Below are 25,313 nucleotides of genomic sequence, written 5' to 3'. Positions count from 1 at the left end.
ATGCGGGTTTCGAAGCCGCAGCCGCTCAGGACGACGACTTCCTGGGCATGCCGAAGCCGCCCAGCAACGCAGCCAGCGGCTGCTTCGCAGACGTCTTCTGCGGAGCGGCGGAAGCCGCATCGGCCTCCTCGATCTTGCGAACCGAAGCGGGCGACGGCTCATACGGCTTGAGGAAGAAATCGTCCACAGGCTGCACGCGATGGTGATGCGGCCGATCGAACGAGCCCGACGGAGCGCCCGAACGCCGGCGGCCGCCGCGCTCGTCACGAACCTCGCTGCGCTCACGGCGCGGCGCGCGCTCTTCGTGGTGATGCCGCACCGGCGTATCCACGGTCAGGCGTTGCACTTCCAGCGGCCGCTTGATGAGCTTCTCGATATCGGCAAGCTGCTTGCGCTCGTTCGGGCTGCACAGCGACAACGCGTCGCCGGAAGCGCCGGCCCGGCCGGTACGGCCGATCCGATGCACATAGTCTTCCGCATTGAACGGCAAATCGAAATTGATCACCGCGGGCAGTTCCGCGATGTCGAGACCGCGCGCCGCCACGTCGGTGGCGACCAACGCTTCAATTTCGCCGCGCTTGAACGCGTCCAGCGCCTGCATGCGCTCGTTTTGCGAGCGGTCGCCGTGAATCGCGGTCGCGATCACGCCGTCGCGTTCGAGGCTGCGCGCGAGACGGCTCGCGCCGATCTTGCTGTTGCAGAACACGATCACCTGCTTCAGGCTGCGCTCGCGAATCAATTGAACGACCGCGCCGGTCTTGTCGCCCTCGGGAACCTCGAACACGATTTGCGTGACGTTGGTCGCGGTCGAGTTGCTGCGCGCGACTTCGATCGTCTGCGGATCGCGCAGATAGGTTGCCGCGAGCTTCTTGATCTCGCCCGAGAACGTGGCCGAAAACAGCAGCGTTTGACGTTCTTTCGGCAGCAGGTTCAGGATGCGCTGCAAATCCGGCAGGAAGCCCATGTCGAGCATGCGGTCGGCTTCGTCGAGCACGAGGATCTGCACCTGGCCCAGGTTGGCGGTTTTCTGCTGCACGTGATCGAGCAGACGGCCCGGCGTGGCGATCAGAATTTCCACGCCGCGGCGCAGTTGCTCCGACTGGGGATTCATATCGACCCCGCCGAACACCACGGCGCTGCGCAGCGCGGTGTGCTTCGCGTAGGACTGCACGTTCGCGGCGACCTGGTCGGCCAGTTCGCGGGTCGGCGTGAGGATCAGCGCGCGCACCGGATGGCGGGCGGGCGATGCGCTCGTGCTGGCCTGCGGCAACAGACGCTGGATGATCGGCAGCGAGAAGCTCGCGGTCTTGCCGGTGCCGGTCTGCGCGGCGCCCATTACGTCGCGGCCGGCCAGCACGACGGGAATCGCCTGCGCCTGAATCGGCGTGGGAATGGTGTAGCCCGATTCCTTGACGGCTTTCAGGATGTCGGGCGCGAGGCCGAATTGATCAAAAGTCGCAGTGCTGGGCGTGACGGCTGTGTCGGACATGGTGGCTTTCGCTAAAAATGCGCTTGGCGCGTGCGCGCGGCAGCGGTCGGAACCGCAGAGGGCATCAGGATGAAGGCGGAGCCACGGCGTTCCGCACGGGACCCGTCGATATTGCGGGAAAAGAGCGGCCGGCTCCGGCCGGCGGAAACACCCGCCGGAAAGGCCGGTATTGTAGCACTCCAGCAAAAACACTCATGGCGCATGGGGCGGCTTTCTGCTTACGGGGCAAAAGCCGGCGGACGGCCCAGCCGCCGGTCTGCTCGTACGCGCCTGGCGCGGCGCCCTGCCGGATGGCGGCACCCCTCGCTGGCGAGCGTAGTTCGCGCAGGCGACAGTGGCGTGACAGCCGATTTCGCCGTGCGTGCCGGCATCGCGGTTCACCACGTTTCACGCATCACCATCAGGCGCAGCTCGGTCATATCCTCGATCGCGTAACGCACGCCTTCACGGCCGAGTCCCGAATCCTTCACGCCGCCATAGGGCATGTTGTCGACGCGGAACGACGGCACGTCGTTGATCACCACGCCGCCCACTTCGAGCAGGTCCCACGCGCGATGCGCGTGAGCGAGCGAATCGGTGAACACGCCGGCTTGCAGGCCGAAGTCGCTGTCGTTGACGGTGGCGAGCGCCGAGTCGAAATCGTCGAACCGCTCCAGAATCGCCACCGGCCCGAAAGCTTCCTTGCGATACAGATCGGTGTCGCGCCCAACGCCTTCAAGCAGCGTGGCCTCGAACATCGCACCCTCCACCTTGCCGCCCGCGACGATTGTCGCGCCCGCCAGCACCGCGCTCTCCATCCAGCCGGCGAGGCGTTTGGACTCCGATTCCGAGATCATCGGCCCGACGAAGGTCTTTTCGTCCTTCGGATCACCCATTACCAGCGATTTCGTTTTGGCGATCAGCTTCTCGCGCAGCGCCTCATAAAGTTTCGCGTGCACCAGAATCCGCTGCACGCCGATGCAGCTCTGCCCCGACTGATAGAACGCGCCGAACGCGAGCCGCTCGACCACGTAGTCGAGTTTCCCGCCCTGATCGCCGTCGACGATCGCGGCGGCGTTGCCGCCGAGTTCCAGAATCACCTTCTTCTTGCCGGCCTTTTTCTTCAGTTCCCAACCCACCGCCGGCGAGCCGGTGAACGACAGCAGCTTGAAACGTTCGTCCGTGGTGAACAGATCGGCGCCGTCGCGATGCGCGGGCAAAATCGAGAACGCGCCTTTCGGCAAGTCGGTTTCCGCCAGAATCTCGCCCATGATCAGCGCACCGACCGGCGTGCGGCTCGCCGGCTTCAGCACGAACGGCACGCCCGCGGCGATCGCCGGCGCGACCTTGTGCGCGGTCAGATTCAACGGAAAATTGAACGGCGAAATGAACGAGCACGGACCGATCGGCACGCGCTTCACGTAACCGTGATAGCCCTTTGCGCGCGGCGAAATCTGCAGATTGACGATTTCCCCGTCGATGCGCACCGCCTCCTCGGCGGCCACCTTGAACGTGTCGATCAGGCGCGTGACTTCGCCCTTCGAGTCGTTGATCGGCTTGCCGGCTTCGATGCACAGCGCGAGCGCCAGTTCGTCGTAGCGCTCGCGAAACCGCTTCACGCAATGTTCGAGCACCGCCTGGCGCTTGAACGGCGCAAAGGCGCGCAGCGCGGGCATGGCGTCGACGGCGTGGCCGATCGCCTTGTCGATCGCGGCGGCGTCGGCCATCGCCACGCGGGTCGCCACTTCGCCGCTGAATTTATCGGTGACGTCGAGATCGGTGTTCGCGGCAACCGCTTCGTTGGCGAGGTAGTAGGGGTAAGTTTTCTGCAACATGACGCGTTCTCCTTTGCGGCATCCGGCTAACAGGAGCAACGAAGCCAAACGTTCATGCCCTGCCGCCATTCAGCCGCGCTCAATTCACGCTCGTTTCACACCCGATGCGAAACCGGCCAGCGGTTCGCCCAACCGCTCACAGTTGCGCGGAGAGCCGCTTGATCTCGCGATTCAACACGCGCTCGTTGTCGGAATAGTCGATCGGCAGGTCGATCACATGCACGCCGGGCGTCGCGAAACATTCGCGCAGCAGGGGCGCGAACTCCGCCGCCGATTCGATCCGATGCCCCTGCGCGCCATAGCTCTGGGCATACGCGACGAAATCCGGGTTGCGCAGCGTCATGCCGTAGTCGGGGAAATTCATGTTCTCCTGCTTCCAGCGGATCATGCCGAACGCGTCGTCGCGCAAGATCAGGATCACCAGATCGAGCTTCAGACGCACCGCCGTTTCCAGTTCCTGCGAGTTCATCATGAAGCCGCCGTCGCCGCACACGGCCATCACCTTGCGGTCGGGATGCACGATCTTGGTCGCTATCGCGGAAGGCAAGCCCGCGCCCATCGAGGCCAGCGCGTTGTCGAGCAGCAGCGAATTCGGTTCGTGCGCGCGGTAGTAGCGCGCGAACCAGATCTTGTACATGCCGTTGTCCAGACACACGATGCCGTCCACGGGCGTGGTCTCGTAGACGTCGTTGACGATCCGCACCGGGTACATCGGGAAGCGGTCGTCGTGCTGGCCTTTCACGAGATGCTCCTCGAAGTGCTGCTTGATCTCCTTGAAGCGCGTGAAGTCCCAATGCTCCTTGCGCGCCTTGAGGCTTTCCTTCAACTGCCACACCGCGTTGGCGATGTCGCCGACCACCTCGATCTGCGGGAAGTACACGGTATCGACCTCCGCGCCGAGGAAGTTCACGTGAATCACCGTCTTCTCGCCCGCCTCGCCGCTGCGCATGAAGAACGGCGGCTTCTCGATCACGTCGTGGCCGACGTTGATGATGCAGTCCGCGTGCTCGATGGCGCGGTGCACGAAGTCGCCGTCCGAGAGCGTGGCGTTGCCGAGCCACATCGGGTGCGATTCGTCGATCACGCCCTTGCCCATCTGCGTCGTGAAAAACGGAATGCCGATCTGGTCGACCAATTCGCGCAGCATCCTGGTCGTGGTCTTGCGGTTGCCGCCCGCGCCGATCATCAGCAACGGATGCTTCGCGTTCGTGATCGCCTCGACCGCGTGCGCCACCGCCTTTTCCTCGGCCACCGGACGGCGGCTGTAGCTCTTCGGGATCGGCTTGCCGTCGCCCTCTTCGTGCGCGACGTCCTCGGGCAATTCGAGGTGCGTGGCGCCGGGCCGTTCTTCTTCCGCCTGACGAACCGCCTCGCGCACCGCCGCCGGAATATTGCCGATCGACACGATCTGCCGCGTGTACTTGGTGAGCGGCTCCATCATCCGCACCACGTCGACGATCTGGAAATGCCCCTGCTTGCTCGATTTGATCGGCTTTTGCCCGGTGACCATCAGCATCGGCATGCCGCCCAGTTGCGCGTAGGCGGCGGCGGTCACGAAGTTGGTCGCGCCGGGGCCGAGCGTGGCGAGACACACGCCGGTGCGGCCGGTGAGACGCCCGTAAGTGGCGGCCATGAAGCCGGCCGCCTGCTCGTGGCGCGTGAGGATCAGACGGATTTTCGAGCGGCGCAGCGATTCGAGCAGATCGAGATTTTCCTCGCCGGGAATGCCGAACACATACTCGACGCCTTCAGCTTCCAGCGATTTGACGAACAGGTCGGATGCTTTCATGGAGGGTCTCGTTTGATGAAACGGAGGCGGGCCGTCAGCCCGGCCGCCAAGGGACGTGAAGCAGAGGCGCAAGGAGCGCGCGGGAACACGACGACGCTCACGCGGGCGGCGCGCGGCATGGCACGACGCAACGGCTAACGCCATGCCGGACAGCTTACTACTCGATGGGAAATGATGTGCGCCGACTGGCAGCGCCGCAAGGCAGGGGCAGGCAAGGCGGGCGGCGGTGCGGTTCGAGCGCGGCCGCCGCATCGGGTCAGCGATTGATGGTGATGCAGTCGGAGATCATGGGCGGCGCGTTCTCGCCGTCCATCGCGTCGTACAGGTCCGCGCGCGGACCCTTGGTCCACCAGGTGTAGCTGCCGGCCTGATACTTCGCGCCGGAAGCCGATAACGTGTTGACGAAAAGCAGTTGCTGGCCCTTCACGGGGACCAGCGCGAAACTCTGGCCGTTCGCCGTGTTCCAGTATGTGACTTGCAGAATCTTGCCGGTGGCGCAGGTGTATTTATGCGTCTGACGGTTCTTGGTCCGAGTCTCGGCGAGAGCCAACGGCGCCGCCCATGCATTGCCGCACAGCGCCGCGAGAACCGCTGCCGTGCTTACCGCAACCAGCCATTTCTTCATTGGGTACCTCGATTGGTTTTTTGCTTATCGTGCCAGGCGGCATGCCGTCTGTCGCGGCGCGAGGCGCGGGCCTGACGATTGCCAATGAACCGCTTATGGATCAATCACCTCGGCGCACGCGTCGGTCGGCACCGCGGCGACATGCCCGACGAGCGGCACGATCTTCAAGCCGGCCGATGCGACGCGGCACGGCGCAGCCGCGAGACCGCACCCCGTCATGCCGAAGGACAACGCGACCAGCACGCCGAATGCGCCGATCCGGCCGACGCTGCCGCGTTGCGCGTCGTTACCGGGACTGCGGGGAATGCGGGGAATGCGGGGAATGCGGGATTCCGGGGTCATACTTGCCTCTGCTCCATGAACTGCGCTGGGCTGCAATGATTCAGGTTGCGCGGCGAGCCGGCCATGACGGCATGCCTGCCGCGGCCTACTTCGCCGACACCGGCCGCACCGCCGCCGCGGCCTGCTTCGCGCGCGAGCGCGCTTCGTCCGTGTTCTCGCCGGTGGCGAGCGCCACGCCCATGCGGCGCTTGACGAAGCTCTCCGGCTTGCCGAAGAGCCGCAGATCGGCGTTCGGCACGGCCAACGCCGCGCCGACGCCTTCGAACGCGATGCCCGCTTCGTCGAGACCGCCGTAAATCACCGCCGACGCACCCGGCGCCCGCAGCGACGTATCCACCGGCAAACCGAGGATCGCGCGCGCGTGCAGCTCGAACTCCGAGAAGCGCTGCGAGCACAGCGTGACGAGCCCCGTGTCGTGCGGACGCGGGCTCACTTCCGAGAACCATACGTCGTCGCCGCGCACGAAAAGTTCCACGCCGAACAGGCCCCGCCCGCCCAACGCGGCCGTCACCTCGTGCGCCACTTCGCGCGAACGTTCGAGCGCGAGCGCGCTCATCGGCTGCGGCTGCCACGATTCGACGTAATCGCCCGCGACCTGCACGTGGCCGATCGGGTCGCAGAAATACGTGCTGACTTCGCCGCTCGCCGGATCGATCGCGCGCACAGTGAGTTGCGTGATTTCATAGTCGAAGTCGATGAAGCCCTCGACGATCACGCGGCCATGATTCACGCGGCCGCCCGCCAGCGCGTATTGCCATGCGGGTTCGACGTCGGCGTCGCTTCTCAGCACCGACTGCCCCTTGCCCGACGACGACATCACCGGCTTTACCACGCACGGATAGCCGACCTTGGCGATGCCCGCGCGCAGTTCGTCGAGCGAATCGGCGAATGCGTAGGGCGAGGTCGGCAGGCCGAGTTCCTCGGCCGCGAGACGGCGGATGCCTTCGCGGTTCATCGTGAGCTGCGTGGCGCGCGCGGTCGGGATCACTTCGGCGAGACCGTCGGCTTCGATCGCGGCGAGCGCGTCGGTGGCGATCGCCTCGATCTCGGGGACGATCAGGTGCGGGCGCTCCTGCTCGACCAGCGCGCGCAGCGCGGCGCGGTCGGTCATGTCGATCACGTGCGAGCGGTGCGCGACCTGGTGACCCGGCGCATTCGGATAACGGTCGACGGCGATCACCTCGACGCCCAGCCGTTGCAGCGCGATGATCACTTCCTTGCCGAGCTCGCCGGCGCCGAGCAGCATCACGCGCGTGGCGGAACCAGAAAGGGGCGTGCCGATCCGTTGGCCGATCTGCATGGGGTCTCCAGATAAAAAGTCGGATGAGGGTGGGAATGGGGAGACCACGATGTTAACATGCGCACCCCGATGCACACCCCCATGCGCGACCCCGCCCCGAACGCCCGAACACACGCGGCTCGCCCGCGCGTTCGTTCGCGCAGGGGTCGAGCAAACGCATCGGATGCGCTCGATCAGCATTGCGCACGCCGGCGCGCTCGCGCGCGGCGAGCCGAGTGCGTTACCCTTACGCCTTCGCCAGTTTGAAGAGGAACGACGCCATGCTCCAAAGCTCCTCCGCGCGACGTGCCGCGCGCTTCGCGCCGTATGCGCGCACCGCCATCGCCGCGTTGAGCGTCGCCGCGCTATTGAGCGCCTGTGCGATCCCGAAACACCCCGACTCGGAAGCGCCGGCGCCCGATCCGTTCAACCCCGCCGCCACGCAGCTACTCGACGACACGAGCTGGGTGCTCGCCGGCTGGAAACAGGCCGACGGCACGGCGCGCGCGGTGCCGTCCGCGGATCGGGGCGGGCCGATCACGCTCACGCTCTCGACCGCCACCGGTCAGCGCCACGTCAGCGGCTTTTCCGGCTGCAACCGCTACATGGGCTCGTATGCGCTGAAGGACGGCAAGCTGAGCTTCGGCACGCTGGGCGGCACGCGCATGGCATGCGCGACGCCGGGCGGCCAGATCGAAAGCGCGTATCTGAACGCGCTCACGCACATCGAGCGCACTGGCGTGCAAATGCGCGCGCCGCAGCAGATGCAACTCGTGCTCGACAACGGCGACACGCTGACGTTCGAGCGCGCCGCCAAATGACCGGCCGCGCGCGAAGCGCGGTGGTCCGGCAGATGACTGCCAGGGTGGCTCGATGGTCAAACTGTTAAGCGGATGGGACCGCGCCGGCAAGACTGCAATCGCAGCGGTCCGCCAAAGTCGCGCGGGCTGCCGCGGCAGCCGTTGTTATTCACCGACGGCGGGCCGCGCGGCGGCCCGCTTTTCCACTGGACGCAAACATAGTTGCGTCTGCCTTCGAAGCATCGTGCTTCGCCGGTTTAAACTCGACGGATTGCGTTTTCGCGCGTCCGTCATTCGTTGATGTCTAGCATGCACACGGTAGTTTTCGGCTGGTTCGGCGGGTCGGCCGTCTGGTTCATTCCTCTTTTGTGGCGGCTCGTGAAGTCGATGCTGCCGGGCGGCGCGGGTTTGCGCGGCCCCGGCACGATCCGCCTGTGGCTCGGCTTCGTCTGCGTGATGGTGGCGAGCTGCACGCTGGAGGCCTCGCTGATCGCCGCGACCGGCATGAATGGCTTCGGCCATGCGCTGGCGGCGGGCATCGGCCGTCTGCTCGGGCAGATCGGCACGCCGCTCGCGGCGCTTGCGCTGCTCGCGATCAGCCTGCCCTGGCTGATCGATTTCCGCTGGCGCGACGTGGCGGTGTGGGCCGACGGCGCATTCGGCCTCGGCCTGTCGCGCGGCCTCGCCAAACGCGACGAGGAGGCGCGCCGGCATCGCAGCGTCGTCGACGATGGTTTGCCGTCGCATGCCTCGCCGACCACCAACACGATGGCGCCCAAAAGCAATGGACGTTATGCGCGCCCGACGGTGTGGCGGCCGCCGGCGAGCGGACGCGGCGCGGGGCCTGGCTCGGCTGGCGCGATCGCATCGCCCGGCTCGGCGGCGGGCAAGGATGCGGCGACGCGTGGCGCCGGCGCGAATTGGCGCGCTGGTGCGAGCACGAGCACGCGCGCAGGTAGACAAGCCGAGCCGGTCTTGCGCACGGGCACCGCCACGCCGCCGCGGCATGTGCCGGCGCAGGCGCAGGCGCAACCGCTGAACGCGGACAAGGCTGCATGGATGCCGACGGAACCTGTCGCGCCGGCTGGCTGGTTGCGCGAGCAGACGTCGCGCGCGGTCGGGGCTGCGGTGGGGGGAGTTGGGTCGGTTGGCCCAACTAGCTCACTTGGCGTCAATGGGTCGGCTGGCTCGCTTAGCTCGGCTGGCTCGGCTGGCTCGGCTGGCTCGGCTGGCTCGGCTGGCTCGGCTGGCTCGGCGGCTCGCGACAGCGCATCACAGCCTGGCCGCCGCCTGGCCGACGAGCAACGGCCAGCGGGATCGCCGGGTGCGGGCACGGGACTAGCCGGTGTGGCAGCGGGCTTGGCGGGTTCATCAGTCACTGCCGCCGCGCAGGCTAAGACGGCGCAGGCGGCAACGGGCACGGCTGCGAACCTGGCCGGGAATTCGATCGCCCATTCCGCGACCCGCGTTGGCCATCAGTCGGCGACGCAGGGCGCCACAAGCGCCGACGTTCCAACAAACCGCTCGACTATCTCCAGGCAACCGTTCCCGCCTGGCGCGCGCGCAAACGACAGCGCGTCGACGCCGGCCACGCATCGCCCGGCCTCGACGGCGCCCAGCTACACGCGGCCGATGCCGACAGCGCAGAAGGTCACGCCGCCCGCCAGCGTCCAGGAAACGCTGCGCAGCATCGCGGAAAACGCCGCGCGCTGGACGGACATCGCCGGCGTGAGCCTCGCGCGCAGCAGCGGTGCCGACAGCGCGAAGGCTGCGACGGCTTCGGCGAACGCCGTGCCGTCTATTGAAGAAGCCGGGCAATCGAGCGTGGGCTCGCCGCTTGACGGTGAGGTCGCCACAAGTCCGGCATCGGCGCCCGGCGCGCACGCAACTTCGCTGAACCTGGCCGACGACACCGCCGCGGACTATCTGTCGATGCCAGAGCCGGCCGCCACGCCGCGAACGGAAGCCGGGGCCGAGGCGTCGTCCGCGACGAGCCACGAGCCGGTCGTGCAATGGCCGATCGAAGCGCCGGCGATTCGACCGCCGCTGTCGAGCGAACCCATCGCCGCGCACGCACCGGCGCAAACATCGCAGCACGCGGCGCGAACCAGCACGCCTACGCCGTTCCAGGTCTTCGCAGCGCAGTCGCACGCGAGCGGCGCGTCAACCGACGCCGCAACATTCGAGAACGACTCGACGCCAGTTGCCGCTACCGCCGACAGCCATTCGAATCCGCACGCCGAACCGGCGCAGCCCGTCGACCAACCGGCAAACCCTTCGCAAGTCACAGCGCCGAAGCTTGCTGCCGCCGCCACGGCGACGGCGGATGAAGAGAACCTCAGCGAATTGCACAGGGAAGGCGCGCGGCGATTCGATGCGCCGGCTGTGCCTTTGGACGCCTCAACACCGCAAGTCGCAGTCGACGCGACACGGCCGTTCGGTCCATCCTCAGCCCTTTCGCAGACTTCGACGCCAGATGCTCTCGCCGCCGACGATTCGGCAGGAACCGCCACGGCCGGGACGCAACCAGCCGACTCTCCTGCCCTCCCCGATGGAGCAGCCCGCAACGGAGCGATTCTTGCCGCCGCGCGCCAGCCGGAGAGCGTCGCGTCGCAGCCGTCGAACGTGGTTCGCTTTCCCGGCTTCGCTGTTCGGGCGGAGCCATCGGCGTCCGCGACAATGGAAGACGAACCCGCCGTTGAGCCGGTTGACGCGCTGGCCGCTTCGGCAATTCCGGCTGTCGCGGCGGCGCCGGCAGCATTGGCCGCTTCGAGTGCATTTAGCGTGCTTGAAACGCCTGCCCAGCATGAAGCACCAGTAACCCCGACCCCGCCATCACGAGCCCACCTCGCAGCCGAGCCCTCCACGGAAACGGCCGAACCCGCGGAACCCGCCGAGGTCACCATCCCGCGCGTTCCACTGCGCGGCCACGTCCCGGCCAACGGCTTCGAATTCCGCGCGCCCTCGGCGTCGATGGTCGAGTTGCCGACGCTCGATCTGCTCGCGCGCGCGGACACCGACGTCGAACCCGTCTCCGAGGAAAAGCTCATCGAAACCGGCCTGCTGATCGAGCAGCGGCTACAGGAATTCAAGGTGCCGGTCACCGTGGTCGGCCATTCGGCCGGTCCGGTCATCACGCGCTTCGAGGTCGAACCGGCGCTCGGCGTGCGCGGCAGCCAGATCGTCGGGCTCATGAAGGACCTGTCGCGCGGCCTCGGCCTCACCTCGATCCGCGTGGTCGAGACGATTCCCGGCAAGACCTGCATGGGCCTCGAACTGCCGAACGCCAAGCGTCAAACGATCCGCCTGTCGGAAATTCTCGAAGCCAGCGTCTATCAGAACTCGCATTCGCAGTTGACGCTGGCGATGGGCAAGGACATCACCGGCCATCCGGTGGTCGCCGATCTGGCGAAGGCGCCGCACATGCTCGTCGCGGGCACCACGGGTTCGGGCAAGTCGGTGGCGATCAACGCGATGATCTGCTCGCTGCTCTACAAGGCGACGCCCGAGGAAGTGCGCCTCATCATGATCGATCCGAAGATGCTCGAACTCTCGGTGTATGAAGGCATTCCGCATCTGCTCGCGCCGGTCGTCACTGATATGAAGCTCGCGGCCAACGCGCTGAACTGGTGTGTCGGCGAAATGGAAAAGCGCTACCGGTTGATGTCGGCGGTCGGCGTGCGCAATCTGCCCGGTTTCAATCAGAAAATCCGCGATACGGAAGCGAAAGGCAAGAAGCTGGGCAACCCGTTCTCGCTGACGCCGGAAGCGCCCGAGCCGCTCGCGCCGCTGCCGCTCATCGTGGTGGTGATCGACGAACTGGCCGACCTGATGATGGTCGCCGGCAAGAAGATCGAAGAGCTGATCGCGCGGCTCGCGCAGAAGGCGCGCGCCGCCGGCATCCACCTGATTCTGGCGACGCAGCGGCCCTCGGTGGATGTGATCACCGGGCTCATCAAGGCGAACATTCCGACGCGCGTGGCGTTCCAGGTGTCGTCGAAGATCGACTCGCGCACGATTCTCGATCAGATGGGCGCCGAATCGCTGCTCGGCCAGGGCGACATGCTGTTCCTGCCGCCGGGCACCGGCTACCCGCAGCGCGTGCATGGCGCGTTCGTCGCCGACGAGGAAGTGCATCGGATCGTCGAGTATCTGAAGCAGTTCGGCGAGCCGCAATACGAGGAAGGCATTCTCGACGGCCCGGCCACCGAAGGCGGCGCGGCGCAGGACCTGTTCGGCGATTCGCCGGATGCGGAAGCCGATCCGCTCTACGACGAAGCCGTCGCTTTCGTGGTGCGCACGCGGCGCGCGTCGATCTCGTCGGTGCAGCGGCAGTTGCGCATCGGCTATAACCGAGCGGCGCGCCTCGTCGAGCAGATGGAAACCGCGGGGCTGGTGTCGGCGATGGGTATCAATGGCAGCCGCGAGGTGCTCGCGCCGGGGCCGGCGGAATGATCCCGCGAGGCGGGCGATCGTGACCGGCAACGGTTAGCCGTCACCTTCGCCGCTAGAACAACGGGCCGCTCGCAAAGCGACCCGTTGTTCATTCGACGCGTGTTCCAGACACACGCGTCATCAACACTCACGACGGCGAAACCAGCTTGAAGTCCACCGGCGAGCCGACGTCGAAGCGCTTCGGATTCGCTTCGAGCAAACCGCTCTGCTGATCGCGCTTGAACACGTACACGGTGTCGCTGTTCTGATTGCCGACAATCAGCCACTTGCCGGTCGGGTCGATCGCGAACTCGCGCGGCGACTTGCCGAGACTCGATTGATGTCCGACCTTCTTCAGATGACCGTTGGCGGGATCGACCGAGAAGATCACGATCTCGTTCGCATCGCCGCGATTCGTGGCGTACAGAAAGCGCCCGTCCGGCGAGAGGTGGATCGCCGCGGCGCCCATCGCGCCCTTGAAGCCCGGCTCGGTCAGCGAAAGCGTCTGCACTTGCGTGAGCTTGCCGTCGTCATGATTGAAGACGCTGACCGTGGCGTTCAGTTCGCTCGTCAGATACGCCTGCTTGCCGTCCGCGCCGAACACGAGGTGACGCGGACCCGTGCCCGCCTTCGCCTGGGTGTAGCGCCAGTCGGTCGGGCCGAGCAGGCCGCGGCTGCCGTCGGGCGTGTAGCGGTACGAGTAGAGCTTGTCCGCGCCCAGGTCCTGAGCAAGCAGATAGCGGCCGTCCGGCGAGAACACGGTGGAGTGCACATGCGAGTTGTCCTGGCGTCCCTTCACCGGACCGCTGCCCTCGTGGTGCACCGTGAGCACCGACGCGCCAACCTGGCCGTCGGCCTGTACAGGGAACACCGCGAAACTGCCGCCGGGGTCGGCCGCTACCGAGTAGTTCGCGCTCAGCAGGTACTTGCCGTCCGGCGACAGGCTCAGATAACACGGGTCGTTGCCGTCCGCCGAGACCTTGTTGAGGAACGTGAGCTGACCGCTCGCGGCGTCGAAGCGAAACGCGCTGATGCCGCCGCGCTGCGTGGCGGGGCCGTTGTCGCCGGGCAATTCGTTGACCGCGTAGACGAAGCGGCGATCGCGGCTCACCACCAGGTAAGAGGGGTTGACCGTCTGCGCGACCGACACGCGGGTCGCCTCGCCCGTCTTCGTGTCGAAGCGGTAGACGTACAAGCCTTCGCTCTTGCCGCCGGTATAGGTGCCTATCAGCATGTTGTAGACGCCGTCCGCGGGAGCCGCGCCGGACTCTTGTGCAAACGCATGCGAAGCGGCGATCGAGACCATGAGCACGAAACCTTTTATGATCGAGCGGGCGGACAGGCGAGGCGCGGATTCAGCAGCACGAGGCGGACGGGGACCGGCGACGGCGGGCGCCGCGGCCCGGTGACGACGAAGCATATGAGACCTCCTCAACATGGGTTATTCGGTTGTAATGGTGTCCATGGCCTGCCGCGCGTACAGTCGAGCGTTGTTTTTATCGAGGCAAGTATAAAAGCGTTGCGCCGGATCATGCAGCGAATCCGGCTATCGCCAGGCGGCTGCGCGGTACTTGGTTGCATGTGCAGCAATTGTCCCGCCTCGCGGGGTGTTTTTTCCAATCGCCTTTCACGCGTTCACACCAGGGAGTCTTCATGAACGTCACACTCAGCCTCGGCCCGCTCGTTTCGCTGATCGCCGGTATTTTGATTCTCGTCATGCCGCGGCTCTTGAACTACATCGTCGCGCTTTATCTGATCATCATCGGGATCATTGGAATCTTCGGCGTGGGGGCGTCGCACTTCTGAGCGGCGGCGGACGGTCACCGCGTTCAGTTGTTCAAGGCAACGCGGCAAGAGGCGCTAAACCGGGCGGCGGCGCCGGCCGGTTTAGCGTCCGAGTGGCATGGCTGAGCACGCAAGCGCACGCGCACGCGCGGCGGCGAGGCTTGGCGCGAGTTGGTGAAAGCGGACGAGAACGGCAAAGCTGAAGAGGAAACCGGGCAACAAGGCGAGGCGGCGTGGCGGCGGGTGCGGCCGGTCCGGCGCGTCTCGCCCGCCGCGAGCGTGCGCTGAGCGCCGCCCGCTCATCGGGTGAGCCAGCACGGGTTCAGCCCGATCTCAACCGATACTTAGCCGTTGCACAGTTGTTCGAGCCGCAAGCGACCCTGCAACGACAGCGCGCCGACGGCATAATGACCGTCACCTTCCTGATAGCGCCGGAAGCACGCCCGCTCGGTCAGAAAGGCGGCGGCGGTCAGCATGCCGTTGCGGCTCAAACCGAGACGGCTGGGATCGAGCGGCAACATGGAATCGTCGGCAAGTTCGCTGGCGGCCGAGAGAATTGTGATGCAATCGGATTTCGACGGATTCAGCATAGCTTTGGTCCCCGGAAACAGTGTTGCACGCTCCATGAGCCAGGACGACGAGCGCTTTGACAAGCTCCCGCGCACCGGTTTGAAATCAGATTGTAGGCAGGGATTTGACAGTTTACCAAGCCGCGTTTTGCCGCATTGCGTGCTGAACCCAACGCGCATGACGCGGGTCCGACACCACAATGACTGACAACGAACCCAAGCGCCGCGCCCATCGCGCGCGCATTACGGACACGCCCTCCATGCCCGCACCCATCGAAGACTATGCGCTCATCGGCGACGGCCATACCGCCGCGCTCGTCTCCCGCGAAGGTTCCGTCGACTGGCTCTGCTGGCCGCGCTTCGATTCGGGCGCCTGCTTCGCCGCCCTGCTCGGCACGCCCGACAACGGCCGCTGGCAGATCTGCCCCGCTTCCGACACGCCGTTCACGGTCACGCGCCGCTATCGCGGCGAGACCCTGGTTCTCGAGACGGATTTCGAAACGCCCGAGGGCGCGGTCACGCTGATCGACTTCATGCCGCCCGGCAACGGCTGGTCGGAAATGGTGCGCATCGTGGTCGGCAAACGCGGCACGGTCCGTATGAAGATGGAACTGGTGCTGCGCTTCGACTACGGCTTTTCGATTCCGTGGGTCGACCGCCTGAAATGCGACAACGGCATCAAGGCGATCGTCGGTCCCGATACCGCCGTGCTGCGCACGTCGGCGGACCTGCGCGGCGAGAACATGAAAACGCTCGCCGAATTCACGGTGAGCGAAGGCGAGCGCGTGCCGTTTTCGCTGGCCTATGCGGCGTCGCATCTGCGGATTCCGCCGGCCCGCGATCCGCATTCGTCGCTCGCGCGCACCGAGAATCACTGGCTCGAATGGTCGGCGCGCTGCACCATCGAAGGCCGATGGGCCGAGCCGATCCGCCGTTCGCTGATCACGCTGAAGGCGTTGGCATACGAGCCGACCGGCGGCATCGTCGCGGCGCCCACGACCTCGCTGCCGGAACAGCTCGGCGGCACGCGCAACTGGGACTACCGCTATTGCTGGCTGCGCGACGCGACCATCACGCTGCTCGCCATGATGCGCGGCGGCTATTACGACGAAGCACGCGCGTGGCGCAGCTGGCTCGGCCGCGTGATGGCGGGCGCGCCGGACCAGTTGCAGATCATGTACGGGCTCGCCGGCGAACGGCGCCTGCCCGAGTTCGAGATCGACTGGCTCCCCGGCTATCAGGGTGCGAAGCCGGTGCGGATCGGCAACAACGCGGTCGGCCAGCGCCAGCTCGACGTCTACGGCGAAGTGATGAACGCGCTGCACCTGGCGCGCGTTGGCGGCCTGCAGGCGGACGACACCGCGTGGAACGTGCAGCGCGCGTTGCTGCGCCACCTGGAGACCATCTGGGAAGAGCCGGACGAGGGTATCTGGGAAACGCGCGGCGGCCGTCAGCATTTCACTTTCTCGAAGGTGATGGCGTGGGTCGCTTTCGACCGCGCGATCCAGTCGGCTGAAATGTTCAAGCTCGACGGCCCGCTCGACGAATGGCGCGCCACCCGCGCCAAAATCCACGCGCAAGTTTGCGAAAAGGCGTGGAATCCCGCGCTCAACGCGTTTTCCCAGTACTACGGCAGCGATCAGCTCGATGCGAGCGTGCTGCTGCTGCCGCTGCTCGGCTTCCTGCCGCCGCACGACCCGCGCGTCAAGGGGACGGTGGCGGCGATCGAGCGGGACCTGATGCGCGACGGCTTCGTGATGCGCTACCGCACCACCGAATACGACGACGGCCTGCCGCCCGGCGAAGGCACGTTTCTCGCTTGCTCGTTCTGGATGGTGGACAATCTCGCGTTGCAAGGCCGCATGACTGAAGCGGTCGCGATGTACGAAAGACTGCTCGGGCTGTGCAACGACGTCGGCTTGCTGGCGGAAGAGTATGATCCGATCGCTGGGCGGCTGGTGGGCAACTTCCCGCAGGCGTTTTCCCACGTGGCGCTGGTGCATACCGGCCTGAACCTGACGAAGCACGAACAGGAGATGGCGCGGGCCACCGGGCAACCGTCCCATAACGGCACAGGTGGGGAGCAGCTTAAGGCTGCGGCAAGCCCCGATAGCGGCGCGGCAACATCGCCAGTAGCATGATTTAATGGCAATTTGCGGGTCGCCGCACGTAAATTGCTGCTTTGCACAAGCACGCTTTGTTCGATATGATCAAACAGACTGTCGGCCAAAAAACAAAGTGCCTTCAACCTAATGGCCCGCTGCAACGCCACACGCGTGTTTGCGAAGCCCCCATGCGAACCGCTTAGAAACCGGAGCACCCATGCTCTACCAATTTCACGAATTCCAGCGGGCGATGTTGAGCCCCCTTACCGCCTGGGCTCAGGCTGCGTCGAAATCGTTCGCGAATCCGGCCAGTCCATTGGCCTATGTGCCTGGCGCCACGCGCCTCTCGGCCGGTTACGAACTGCTCTACCGGCTCGGCAAGGACTACGAGAAGCCCGAGTTCAACCTCCATCAGATCGTCAAGGACGGGCATAACATCCCGATCATCGAACAGACGATCATCGAGAAGCCGTTTTGCCGGCTGATGCGCTTCAAGCGTTTCGCGGACGACAGCGACGCCGTCACCCAGTTGAAGGACGAGCCGGTCGTGCTGGTCTGCGCGCCACTGTCGGGGCACCACGCCACGTTGCTGCGCGACACCGTGCGCACGTTGCTGCAAGACCACAAGGTCTACCTGACCGACTGGATCGACGCCCGCATGGTGCCGCTCGAAGCCGGCGAGTTTCATCTGGACGACTACGTCGCCTATATTCAGGAGTTCATCCGCCACATCGGCGCGAAGAACCTGCACGTCATCTCGGTGTGTCAGCCTACCGTGCCGGTGCTCGCCGCCATTTCGCTGCTCGCGAGCCGCGGTGAGGACACGCCGCGCACCATGACGATGATGGGTGGCCCGATCGACGCGCGCAAGAGTCCGACCTCGGTCAACTCGCTCGCCACCCAGCACTCGTATGAATGGTTCGAGAACAACGTGATCTTCACGGTGCCGCCGAACTATCCGGGCGTGGGGCGCAAGGTCTACCCAGGCTTCCTGCAGCACACCGGCTTCGTCGCGATGAATCCGGAACGTCACGCGGCCTCGCATTGGGACTTCTATCAGAGCCTCTTGCGCGGCGACGAGGACGACGCGGAAGCGCATCGCCGCTTCTACGACGAATACAACGCCGTGCTCGACATGGACGCGAACTATTACCTCGACACGATCCGCGTGGTGTTCCAGGAGTTCCGTCTTGCCGAGGGCACGTGGGACGTGGCCGGGCAACGGGTGCGCCCGCAAGACATTACCAGGACCGCGCTCTTCACGATCGAAGGCGAGCTGGACGATATTTCCGGCGACGGTCAAACCTATGCCGCGCACCATCTGTGCACCGGCATTCCGGAGAAGAACAAGCAGCACTTCACCGCGGAAAAGTGCGGACACTACGGCATTTTCTCGGGCCGCCGCTGGCGCACCATCATCTATCCGCAGTTGCGCGACTTCATTCTCGAGCACAACAAGGCGCCGAACGTAGCGAAGGAAAAAGTCGAAGCCTGAGCACCGCAGGCATGATGCAGAACAACGGCCCCTCTCACGGGGCCGTTGTTGTTTCTGACGCTGGGGCTGGGCTCGACAGCTTGGTCCCTGACGTTCTTGCGCGGTCCGCGGGTAACCGGCGGCCTATTTCCGCAACAGATACGCGAGCAGCAACTCGGTGTTCATCTGCACGACTTCGCTGCGTTCGCTCGCGCTGCTGAAATCGCGGCCGAGCGTTGCCTCGAGCGTGAAGCGGTTCGACACGATGTAGTAGCCCATGCCCGAGAGCGTCACGTAAAAGCGCAGCGGGTCGACGTTGCTGCGAAACAGCCCCGCGCGCTGGCCCCGTTCCAGAATCGCGCCGAGCGTGGCGACGATCGGCGAGATCATTTCGCGGATGCGCGTGGACTTCTGCATATACCGCGCCTCATGCAAATTCTCGTTGTTCACGAGACGCAGCAACTCGGGATGGTCACGGTAGTAATCCCAAACGAAATGCGCGAGACGCGTGATGGCCTCGACCGGCGCCACGCCGTTCAGTTCGAGCGTTCGTTCGGCTTCATTGAGCGCGCTGAACGCGTGCTCCAGTACCGCGGTGAATAGCTGCTCCTTGCTACCGAAGTAGTAGTACAGCATGCGTTCATTCGTTTCCGCCCGGCGGGCGATCTGATCGACGCGTGCGCCGAACAACCCACCATTTGCAAACTCTTCGGCCGCCGCAAGCAGAATGCGGCGCCGCGTGCCTTCAGGATCTCTTTTGATTTTCGGCTGATTCATGGTGGCATCGTCTTCGTGAGCCGCGTTATCCGGATCGCGCCGCCGGCCTCTCTCGGGCCTTGCACCGACAGCGTTGAACGGGCGCGCCATGGTTGGGGGTCACCCTCGTGCGGTCTTTCGAAAAAGCGCTTCGATTATGGCACATCGATTGCGGATGGCAATTGGGGAAATCGGCGATAATGTGCTATTTAGTTCAAGCTGTGCGGCCGCAAGGCAAGCCCCAACGTCGTGACCGTGACAGAGATCAAAACACTCGCAGATCGCATCGAAGATCTGCTGCCCCAAACGCAATGCACGAAGTGCGGCTACCCCGCGTGCCGTCCTTATGCCGAAGCCGTTGCGAGCGGCGAGGCCAATTACAACCAGTGTCCTCCCGGCGGCGCCGAGGGCGTCGCGCGCCTCGCCGCACTGCTCGGCAAACCGGTGATCCCGCTCAATTCCGCCAATGGCGTCGAACGGCCGCGTCCGCTGGCGGTTATCGACGAACAGGTTTGCATCGGCTGCACGCTGTGCATGCAGGCCTGTCCGGTGGACGCGATAGTTGGCGCACCGAAGCAGATGCATACGGTGATCGCGGAACTCTGCACCGGTTGCGACCTGTGTGTGCCGCCCTGCCCGGTCGATTGCATTTCGATGCTGCCGGTCACCGCTGAGGCAACCGGCTGGGACGCATGGAGCCAGGCTCAGGCCGACGCCGCGCGCGAGCGCCACACCCGGCGCGAAGCCCGCCTTGCGCACGAACGCGAAGCGGCCGAAGCACGTGCGGCGGCGCGGCGTGCCGGCAGCGGCGCCAGCGCCCAAGCGCCGCAAGCCGGCGCCGAGCAAGCATCCACCGCGCCCGCCACACCCGCGGCGGACGACGCCGAAGCGAAAAAACGCGCGATCATCCAGGCCGCGCTCGAACGCGCGCGCAAGAAGAAGGAAGAACTGGCCGCCAAGGGCCAGGGCCCGCAGAACACCGAACGCGTCAGCGCCGACGTGCAGGCGCAGATCGACGCCGCCGAAGCACGCCGCCGCCGTCTAGGACTCGCCGCGGGCGACAGCGACACGCCGTCCACGAAGCGCTAACCTCACCTCCACGCACCTGCCCGCACCGCATGAACGCGAACAAACGCCGCGCCATCTACGAGACGTTTCAGAGTCTCAATCCGCATCCCACGACCGAACTCGAGTACACCACGCCGTTCGAATTGCTGATTGCGGTGCTGCTGTCGGCGCAGGCCACCGATGTCTCGGTCAACAAGGCAATGCGCAAGATGTTCCCGGTCGCGAATACGCCGCAAAAGATTCTCGATCTCGGCGAGGAAGGCGTGGCCGACTACATCAAGACCATCGGTCTTTATCGGACCAAGGCCAAGAACGTCATTGCGACCTGCCGCATTCTCCTCGACCGGTACGGCGGCGAGGTGCCGGAGAATCGCGAAGCGCTCGAAAGCCTGCCGGGGGTTGGCCGGAAGACGGCCAACGTGATCCTGAACACGGCGTTCGGCCATCCGACCATGGCGGTCGACACGCACATCTTTCGGGTTGCCAATCGAACCGGGCTCGCGCCCGGCAAGGACGTGCGCGCGGTGGAAACGGCGCTGGAGAAATTCACGCCCGCGGAATTCAAGCAGGATGCGCACCACTGGTTGATCCTGCATGGCCGCTACGTCTGCAAGGCGCGCCGGCCCGAGTGCTGGCATTGCGTGATCGAGCCGCTGTGCGAATTCCGGCCGAAGACGCCGCCGCCGGATCTCTGAGCGGCGGGAATGCCTCGGCGCCAGGCACCGCCAGCAGGCCGCCTGGCCCCGGCGTAAAATGGCGCCCTGCACTCGCGCTTCATGCACGTCGCAAGCTTCTCGCGCCGTGCACGCGTCAAACCAACCGCACCGGTCCCACGATGTTCAATCCCAGCCGTGACGAAGTCCGCCTCTTTTTCACCGACACCTGGCGCAAACAGCGTCAAGGCGAGATCCTGACGCCGCTCGAAGCGATCGCCGCCGACTGGATCGTCGAACATCCCGAATACCACGCCGATCTGACCGACGGCGAAGCCGCACAGGCCCAGGACTACTCGCCCGAACGCGGCCAGACCAATCCGTTCCTGCATCTGTCGATGCACCTGGCGATCACGGAGCAGTTGTCGATCGACCAGCCGCCCGGCATCCGCGCGGCGCACGAACGGCTCGCCGCACGCCTCGGTTCGACGCACGAGGCGCAGCACGCGATCATGGATTGCCTCGGCGAAACCATCTGGGAAGCGCAGCGCACCGGCACGCCGCCGGACACCGACGCGTATTTGCAGCGCATCGAGCAGCGCGCCACGCGCGACTGAGGCCGGCGCGCGAATCACGAGCCCCAAAGCACGACACCCCGCAAAAGCGGGGTGTCGTTCAATCTGGAAACAACGCGCGAGCAGCGCGCACGCCGTTACTTCTTCTGCACCAGATCGCCGTCCAGCGATTCGACATACGCGGCGATGTCCTTCATGTCGCTCAACGAGAGGCTTTGCACCTGGGCCTGCATGATCGCGTTATTGCGGCCGAGATGCGGGTTGCCGTTGCCCATCTGGTATTGACGCAGCGCCCAGTAGACGTAGTCGGCGTGCTGACCGGCGAGCTTCGGATACTCCGGGCTCACCGGCTTGTTCAGGTTGACGCCATGGCAAGCCGCGCAGTTGTGGCTGTCGGACAGCACCTTGCCGTTGCCGGCATCAGCGGCGTGGGCGACGTTCGCTGCAATCAGACCGATCACTGCCGCCGACGCGCATGCAGCCTTGAACACCGTGTGGAGTGCCTGTTGGGGCTTATTCATGAATTCTCCTATCCCGCGAATATAAATAACCGAGTGACTGGACGGACGACCGACGCCGATCACTTGTCGGGATTGTTCTTCGAAGAGGAATTTTGCGCCGCGTAGTAGGCGGCGATGTCGGCGATGTCCTGATCCGATAGCGACGCGGTGATCGCGCGCATCGTTTCGAAATGGCGATCGCCCTTCTTGTAGCCGTGCAGCGCGTTCGCGAGGTACGCCTGATTCTGGCCGCCGAGCATGGGCACGCGGTAGACCTCAGGGTAAGCCGTGCGGTATTCAGGGATGCCGTGGCAGCCAATACACATCGCGACCTTGCCTTGGCCCGCCTTCGCGTTGCCGACGACATCCGCTGCCTGCGCACTGGCCGCATAGCCCGCGAGCACCGACAGCGCTGCGATCACGACGTGTTTGCCGACGAATTTATTCATAGCATGTAACCTGGCTTGAGGGGAAACGGGCGCCCAAAAAGGCAACGGCCCGCGCCGTTCTTCTTGTAGGGTAGCCACGCAGGCCAAAAAAATCGGACTAATTGTACCGCGACGCCGCGCCGAACGTCCACCGCGCGGGGCCGCGGCGGGTCCGGCTGCCGCAAAGCCACGGCTAGCGCCGTTTTGCCGCGCCACGCCGGGCTTGCACCGGGCTCGTGCCTGGCTCGCGCGCGGCGCCCGTCGGCATCGTATTGGCGTTGCATCGGCCTTGCATGACTTCGCGCCCGCCATCGGCTGCCGCCGCTCGTGCTCGCAAGCCCGGAACACCCGCCCATCGGCGCCACGGACACGCCTCCGTCCGCCCGGCAACGCCGCCCGGACGCCCGCATCGCGTACAACAACGCGTACGACATCGCGGCTGCCACCCTACGCGAGCCGCGTCCAAGCCAACAGGCCTTCTGACTTATACTGGGTTTTTTCCCCGAAAAGAGCATCTCGCCATGCGTTTCGAAGGCTCATCGCAGTACGTCGCCACCGACGATCTCAAGCTCGCGGTCAACGCCGCGATGACGCTCAAGCGTCCGTTGCTGATCAAGGGCGAACCCGGCACCGGCAAAACCATGCTCGCCGAGGAGGTCGCCGCCGCGCTCGGCATGCCGCTCCTGCAATGGCACATCAAGTCCACCACCAAGGCCCAGCAAGGTCTGTACGAATACGATGCGGTGTCGCGCCTGCGTGACTCGCAACTGGGCGACGAGCGCGTCAAGGACATCGCCAACTACATCGTCAAGGGCGTGCTGTGGCAGGCGTTCGAGTCGGAGCAGCAAACCGTGCTGCTGATCGACGAAGTCGACAAGGCCGACATCGAATTCCCGAACGACCTGCTGCGCGAGCTCGACCGCATGGAGTTCTACGTGTACGAGACGCGCGAGCTGATCCGCGCGAAGCAGCGCCCGCTCGTAATCATCACGTCCAACAACGAGAAAGAGCTGCCCGACGCGTTTTTGCGCCGCTGCTTTTTCCACTACATCAAGTTCCCCGATCCGGCCACGATGCAGCAGATCGTCGAGGTGCATTACCCCGGCATCAAGCAGGAACTGCTTGCCGCCGCGATGCAGAGCTTCTTCGAGTTACGCAACGTCTCGGGGCTGAAGAAAAAGCCGTCCACGTCGGAACTGCTCGACTGGCTGAAACTGCTGCTCGCGGAAGACATTCCGCCCGAAGCGCTGCGCTCGTCCGACCAGAAGCAGATCATCCCGCCGCTGCACGGCGCGCTGCTGAAGAACGAGCAGGACGTGAGCCTGTTCGAGCGGCTGATTTTCATGAACCGCAACAATCGTTGAACCACCGTTGAACCGTTGATCGGGCGTCAGCGCCGCGTCGAAGAGCGCATCGCGCCATACACACGCAGCAACCGCCGCCGCACAGGATCCAGCATGCTGATCGACTTTTTCTACTCGCTGCGCGCCGCCAAACTGCCGGTGTCGGTGAAGGAATATCTGACGCTGCTCGAGGCGCTCAAAGCCAACGTGATCGCGCCGTCGCTCGACGAGTTCTACTATCTCGCGCGCATCACGCTGGTCAAGGACGAACAGTATTTCGACAAGTTCGACCAGGCGTTCGGCGCGTATTTCAACGGCGTCGCGCTGGCCTCCGAACTCGCCTTCGACATTCCGCTCGACTGGCTGAAGAAGAAGCTGCAACGCGATCTGTCGCCGGAGGAAAAGGCGCAGATCGAGGCAATGGGCGGCCTCGACAAGCTGATGGAGCGTCTCAAGCAACTGTTCGACGAACAGAAAGATCGCCATGAAGGCGGCAGCAAATGGATCGGCACCGGCGGCACGTCGCCGTTCGGCAATGGCGGCTACAACCCCGAAGGCGTGCGCATCGGCGGCGACGCGGCGGGCAACCGCACGGCCGTCAAGGTGTGGGAAGCGCGCGCCTATCGCGATTACGACGACCAGGTCGAAATCGGCACGCGCAACATCAAGATCGCGCTGCGCCGCTTGCGCCGGTTCGCCCGCGAAGGCGCCGCCGACGAACTCGATCTGCCCGACACGATCCGCAGCACGGCCGCGAACGCCGGCTGGCTCGACCTGAAGATGGTGCCCGAGCGGCACAACAAGGTGAAGGTGCTGATGCTGCTCGACGTGGGCGGCTCGATGGACGATCACATCAAGCGCACGGAAGAGCTTTTCTCCGCCGCCAAGGCCGAGTTCAAGCACCTCGAGTTCTATTACTTCCATAACTGCGTGTACGACTTCCTGTGGAAGAACAACCGCCGCCGCCACGCCGAGCGCATGCCGACGTGGGACGTGCTGCACAAGTTCACGCCCGACTACAAACTGATCTTCGTCGGCGACGCGACCATGAGCCCGTACGAAGTGCTGCAACCAGGCGGCTCGGTGGAGTACAACAACGCCGAAGCCGGCGCGGTGTGGCTGCGCCGCCTCGCGGACCATTTCCCGCAGCACGCGTGGCTCAACCCCGAGCCGGAAGGCTTGTGGGCGTACCGGCAGTCCGTCAGCGCGATTCGCGAAGTGCTCGGTCACCGCATGTATCCGCTCACGCTCGCCGGCCTCGAAACCGCGATGCGGATGTTGAGCAAATAGCAGACGCTGAACGGATCGTCCGTGGCAAGTGTCAACACTGCATCAGCCGATCCGCCATAAAATAGAAGCATCCGGCGGCGTTTCCCGGCAACATGGGGCGAACGCCGCAGCGTGACTCGCGGCCACCGGAACCCGTTCGTTTTGATCCGGTGGCGACCTCATTTCTCCTGAACCACGGCGCGCCTGCGCCCTGAA

At 65.2% G+C, this 25,313-nt stretch carries 21 protein-coding genes; 10 read left to right on the top strand and 11 right to left on the bottom strand.

Annotated elements, in window-relative coordinates:
- Window positions 1–25: 25 nt before the first annotated feature.
- The 6 genes from CUJ90_RS04775 to purT all read right to left on the bottom strand — a co-directional run bounded on the left by CUJ90_RS04775 (window position 26) and on the right by purT (window position 7,359).
- A complete protein-coding gene (locus CUJ90_RS04775; protein ID WP_114162097.1) occupies window positions 26–1,489 on the bottom strand; it encodes a DEAD/DEAH box helicase in 1,464 nt (487 codons plus the stop codon).
- 377 nt (window positions 1,490–1,866) lie between these two features.
- Window positions 1,867–3,303, bottom strand: coding sequence for an aldehyde dehydrogenase family protein (locus CUJ90_RS04765; protein ID WP_114162096.1), 1,437 nt, complete (start codon window positions 3,301–3,303; stop codon window positions 1,867–1,869).
- Between the two features lie 136 nt (window positions 3,304–3,439).
- Window positions 3,440–5,092, bottom strand: a complete 1,653-nt coding sequence (locus tag CUJ90_RS04760; protein ID WP_114162095.1) for an acetolactate synthase large subunit — start codon at window positions 5,090–5,092, stop codon at window positions 3,440–3,442.
- A 256-nt stretch (window positions 5,093–5,348) separates the two neighbouring features.
- Window positions 5,349–5,717, bottom strand: a complete 369-nt coding sequence (locus tag CUJ90_RS04755; RefSeq protein WP_083085257.1) for an MliC family protein — start codon at window positions 5,715–5,717, stop codon at window positions 5,349–5,351.
- Between the two features lie 93 nt (window positions 5,718–5,810).
- Complete coding sequence (locus CUJ90_RS04750; protein ID WP_244219973.1) at window positions 5,811–6,059, bottom strand: DUF6726 family protein; 249 nt, start codon at window positions 6,057–6,059, stop codon at window positions 5,811–5,813.
- Between the two features lie 85 nt (window positions 6,060–6,144).
- Window positions 6,145–7,359 (bottom strand): formate-dependent phosphoribosylglycinamide formyltransferase, encoded by a 1,215-nt coding sequence (gene purT, locus CUJ90_RS04745; RefSeq protein WP_114162094.1) that lies wholly within the window; start codon window positions 7,357–7,359, stop codon window positions 6,145–6,147.
- Between the two features lie 260 nt (window positions 7,360–7,619).
- Here purT and CUJ90_RS04740 point away from each other — a divergent pair, with 260 nt between their 5' ends.
- Together CUJ90_RS04740 and CUJ90_RS04735 are read left to right on the top strand one after the other, a co-directional pair.
- Window positions 7,620–8,159: an META domain-containing protein gene (locus tag CUJ90_RS04740; protein ID WP_114163438.1), complete on the top strand. Its 540-nt coding sequence runs from the start codon at window positions 7,620–7,622 to the stop codon at window positions 8,157–8,159.
- 288 nt (window positions 8,160–8,447) lie between these two features.
- The gene (locus tag CUJ90_RS04735) at window positions 8,448–12,593 is read left to right on the top strand and encodes an FtsK/SpoIIIE family DNA translocase (protein WP_114162093.1); all 4,146 of its coding nucleotides are present in this window, start codon (window positions 8,448–8,450) and stop codon (window positions 12,591–12,593) included.
- A 127-nt stretch (window positions 12,594–12,720) separates the two neighbouring features.
- Here CUJ90_RS04735 and CUJ90_RS04730 read toward each other — a convergent pair whose 3' ends face one another.
- Window positions 12,721–13,992 (bottom strand): lactonase family protein, encoded by a 1,272-nt coding sequence (locus CUJ90_RS04730; protein WP_114162092.1) that lies wholly within the window; start codon window positions 13,990–13,992, stop codon window positions 12,721–12,723.
- A 233-nt stretch (window positions 13,993–14,225) separates the two neighbouring features.
- On the opposite strand from CUJ90_RS04730, the gene CUJ90_RS04725 reads away from it, so the two are divergent.
- Window positions 14,226–14,378 (top strand): DUF3096 domain-containing protein, encoded by a 153-nt coding sequence (locus CUJ90_RS04725; protein WP_073429502.1) that lies wholly within the window; start codon window positions 14,226–14,228, stop codon window positions 14,376–14,378.
- A 323-nt stretch (window positions 14,379–14,701) separates the two neighbouring features.
- On the opposite strand, the gene CUJ90_RS04720 is transcribed toward CUJ90_RS04725, so the two are convergent.
- Window positions 14,702–14,947 (bottom strand): hypothetical protein, encoded by a 246-nt coding sequence (locus tag CUJ90_RS04720; protein WP_073429500.1) that lies wholly within the window; start codon window positions 14,945–14,947, stop codon window positions 14,702–14,704.
- A 239-nt stretch (window positions 14,948–15,186) separates the two neighbouring features.
- On the opposite strand from CUJ90_RS04720, the gene CUJ90_RS04715 reads away from it, so the two are divergent.
- Together CUJ90_RS04715 and CUJ90_RS04710 are read left to right on the top strand one after the other, a co-directional pair.
- Window positions 15,187–17,067 (top strand): glycoside hydrolase family 15 protein, encoded by a 1,881-nt coding sequence (locus tag CUJ90_RS04715; protein ID WP_114163437.1) that lies wholly within the window; start codon window positions 15,187–15,189, stop codon window positions 17,065–17,067.
- Window positions 17,068–17,248: 181 nt separating this feature from the next.
- The gene (locus tag CUJ90_RS04710) at window positions 17,249–18,526 is read left to right on the top strand and encodes a polyhydroxyalkanoate depolymerase (RefSeq protein ID WP_073429499.1); all 1,278 of its coding nucleotides are present in this window, start codon (window positions 17,249–17,251) and stop codon (window positions 18,524–18,526) included.
- Between the two features lie 123 nt (window positions 18,527–18,649).
- Here the strand turns inward: CUJ90_RS04710 and CUJ90_RS04705 are convergent, their stop codons facing one another.
- On the bottom strand, window positions 18,650–19,282 hold the full coding sequence (locus CUJ90_RS04705) for a TetR/AcrR family transcriptional regulator (RefSeq protein WP_073429585.1): 633 nt from the start codon (window positions 19,280–19,282) through the stop codon (window positions 18,650–18,652).
- A gap of 234 nt (window positions 19,283–19,516) precedes the next feature.
- Here CUJ90_RS04705 and rsxB point away from each other — a divergent pair, with 234 nt between their 5' ends.
- The 3 genes from rsxB (at window position 19,517) to CUJ90_RS04690 (ending at window position 21,599) form a co-directional block, all read left to right on the top strand.
- Window positions 19,517–20,350 carry an electron transport complex subunit RsxB gene (gene rsxB, locus CUJ90_RS04700; RefSeq protein WP_083085561.1) on the top strand — a complete coding sequence of 278 codons (834 nt, stop codon included), beginning with the start codon at window positions 19,517–19,519 and terminating at the stop codon, window positions 20,348–20,350.
- A gap of 29 nt (window positions 20,351–20,379) precedes the next feature.
- Window positions 20,380–21,024, top strand: coding sequence for an endonuclease III (nth, locus tag CUJ90_RS04695; protein ID WP_073429498.1), 645 nt, complete (start codon window positions 20,380–20,382; stop codon window positions 21,022–21,024).
- Window positions 21,025–21,164: 140 nt separating this feature from the next.
- A complete protein-coding gene (locus CUJ90_RS04690) occupies window positions 21,165–21,599 on the top strand; it encodes a DUF1841 family protein (protein ID WP_073429497.1) in 435 nt (144 codons plus the stop codon).
- A 95-nt stretch (window positions 21,600–21,694) separates the two neighbouring features.
- Here the strand turns inward: CUJ90_RS04690 and CUJ90_RS04685 are convergent, their stop codons facing one another.
- Together CUJ90_RS04685 and CUJ90_RS04680 are read right to left on the bottom strand one after the other, a co-directional pair.
- Window positions 21,695–22,078 carry a c-type cytochrome gene (locus CUJ90_RS04685; protein WP_073429496.1) on the bottom strand — a complete coding sequence of 128 codons (384 nt, stop codon included), beginning with the start codon at window positions 22,076–22,078 and terminating at the stop codon, window positions 21,695–21,697.
- 59 nt (window positions 22,079–22,137) lie between these two features.
- Window positions 22,138–22,506 carry a c-type cytochrome gene (locus CUJ90_RS04680; protein WP_073429495.1) on the bottom strand — a complete coding sequence of 123 codons (369 nt, stop codon included), beginning with the start codon at window positions 22,504–22,506 and terminating at the stop codon, window positions 22,138–22,140.
- 500 nt (window positions 22,507–23,006) lie between these two features.
- On the opposite strand from CUJ90_RS04680, the gene CUJ90_RS04675 reads away from it, so the two are divergent.
- Together CUJ90_RS04675 and CUJ90_RS04670 are read left to right on the top strand one after the other, a co-directional pair.
- A complete protein-coding gene (locus tag CUJ90_RS04675) occupies window positions 23,007–23,849 on the top strand; it encodes an AAA family ATPase (RefSeq protein WP_073429494.1) in 843 nt (280 codons plus the stop codon).
- Between the two features lie 93 nt (window positions 23,850–23,942).
- On the top strand, window positions 23,943–25,118 hold the full coding sequence (locus tag CUJ90_RS04670) for a vWA domain-containing protein (RefSeq protein ID WP_114162091.1): 1,176 nt from the start codon (window positions 23,943–23,945) through the stop codon (window positions 25,116–25,118).
- Window positions 25,119–25,313 lie beyond the last annotated feature (195 nt).

Origin of the sequence: Paraburkholderia terricola (assembly GCF_003330825.1) — a bacterium.
Classification (GTDB): Bacteria; Pseudomonadota; Gammaproteobacteria; order Burkholderiales; family Burkholderiaceae; genus Paraburkholderia; species Paraburkholderia terricola.
Note: the sequence above shows the minus strand (reverse complement) of the source record. Positions and strands in the feature narration are given on the sequence as shown.

Bases quoted from the DNA above. Each gene is read 5' to 3' on its own strand.
- CUJ90_RS04775 (WP_114162097.1), bottom strand. From the start codon at position 1,489: ATGTCCGACACAGCCGTCACGCCCAGCACTGCGACTTTTGATCAATTC.
- nth (WP_073429498.1), top strand. From the start codon at position 20,380: ATGAACGCGAACAAACGCCGCGCCATCTACGAGACGTTTCAGAGTCTC.
- CUJ90_RS04675 (WP_073429494.1), top strand. From the start codon at position 23,007: ATGCGTTTCGAAGGCTCATCGCAGTACGTCGCCACCGACGATCTCAAG.
- CUJ90_RS04740 (WP_114163438.1), top strand. From the start codon at position 7,620: ATGCTCCAAAGCTCCTCCGCGCGACGTGCCGCGCGCTTCGCGCCGTAT.
- CUJ90_RS04715 (WP_114163437.1), top strand. From the start codon at position 15,187: ATGCCCGCACCCATCGAAGACTATGCGCTCATCGGCGACGGCCATACC.
- CUJ90_RS04710 (WP_073429499.1), top strand. From the start codon at position 17,249: ATGCTCTACCAATTTCACGAATTCCAGCGGGCGATGTTGAGCCCCCTT.
- CUJ90_RS04750 (WP_244219973.1), bottom strand. From the start codon at position 6,059: ATGACCCCGGAATCCCGCATTCCCCGCATTCCCCGCATTCCCCGCAGT.
- CUJ90_RS04670 (WP_114162091.1), top strand. From the start codon at position 23,943: ATGCTGATCGACTTTTTCTACTCGCTGCGCGCCGCCAAACTGCCGGTG.
- CUJ90_RS04765 (WP_114162096.1), bottom strand. From the start codon at position 3,303: ATGTTGCAGAAAACTTACCCCTACTACCTCGCCAACGAAGCGGTTGCC.
- CUJ90_RS04755 (WP_083085257.1), bottom strand. From the start codon at position 5,717: ATGAAGAAATGGCTGGTTGCGGTAAGCACGGCAGCGGTTCTCGCGGCG.
- CUJ90_RS04680 (WP_073429495.1), bottom strand. From the start codon at position 22,506: ATGAATAAATTCGTCGGCAAACACGTCGTGATCGCAGCGCTGTCGGTG.
- CUJ90_RS04685 (WP_073429496.1), bottom strand. From the start codon at position 22,078: ATGAATAAGCCCCAACAGGCACTCCACACGGTGTTCAAGGCTGCATGC.
- CUJ90_RS04690 (WP_073429497.1), top strand. From the start codon at position 21,165: ATGTTCAATCCCAGCCGTGACGAAGTCCGCCTCTTTTTCACCGACACC.
- CUJ90_RS04760 (WP_114162095.1), bottom strand. From the start codon at position 5,092: ATGAAAGCATCCGACCTGTTCGTCAAATCGCTGGAAGCTGAAGGCGTC.
- CUJ90_RS04730 (WP_114162092.1), bottom strand. From the start codon at position 13,992: ATGCTTCGTCGTCACCGGGCCGCGGCGCCCGCCGTCGCCGGTCCCCGT.
- CUJ90_RS04720 (WP_073429500.1), bottom strand. From the start codon at position 14,947: ATGCTGAATCCGTCGAAATCCGATTGCATCACAATTCTCTCGGCCGCC.
- purT (WP_114162094.1), bottom strand. From the start codon at position 7,359: ATGCAGATCGGCCAACGGATCGGCACGCCCCTTTCTGGTTCCGCCACG.
- CUJ90_RS04735 (WP_114162093.1), top strand. From the start codon at position 8,448: ATGCACACGGTAGTTTTCGGCTGGTTCGGCGGGTCGGCCGTCTGGTTC.
- CUJ90_RS04705 (WP_073429585.1), bottom strand. From the start codon at position 19,282: ATGAATCAGCCGAAAATCAAAAGAGATCCTGAAGGCACGCGGCGCCGC.
- CUJ90_RS04725 (WP_073429502.1), top strand. From the start codon at position 14,226: ATGAACGTCACACTCAGCCTCGGCCCGCTCGTTTCGCTGATCGCCGGT.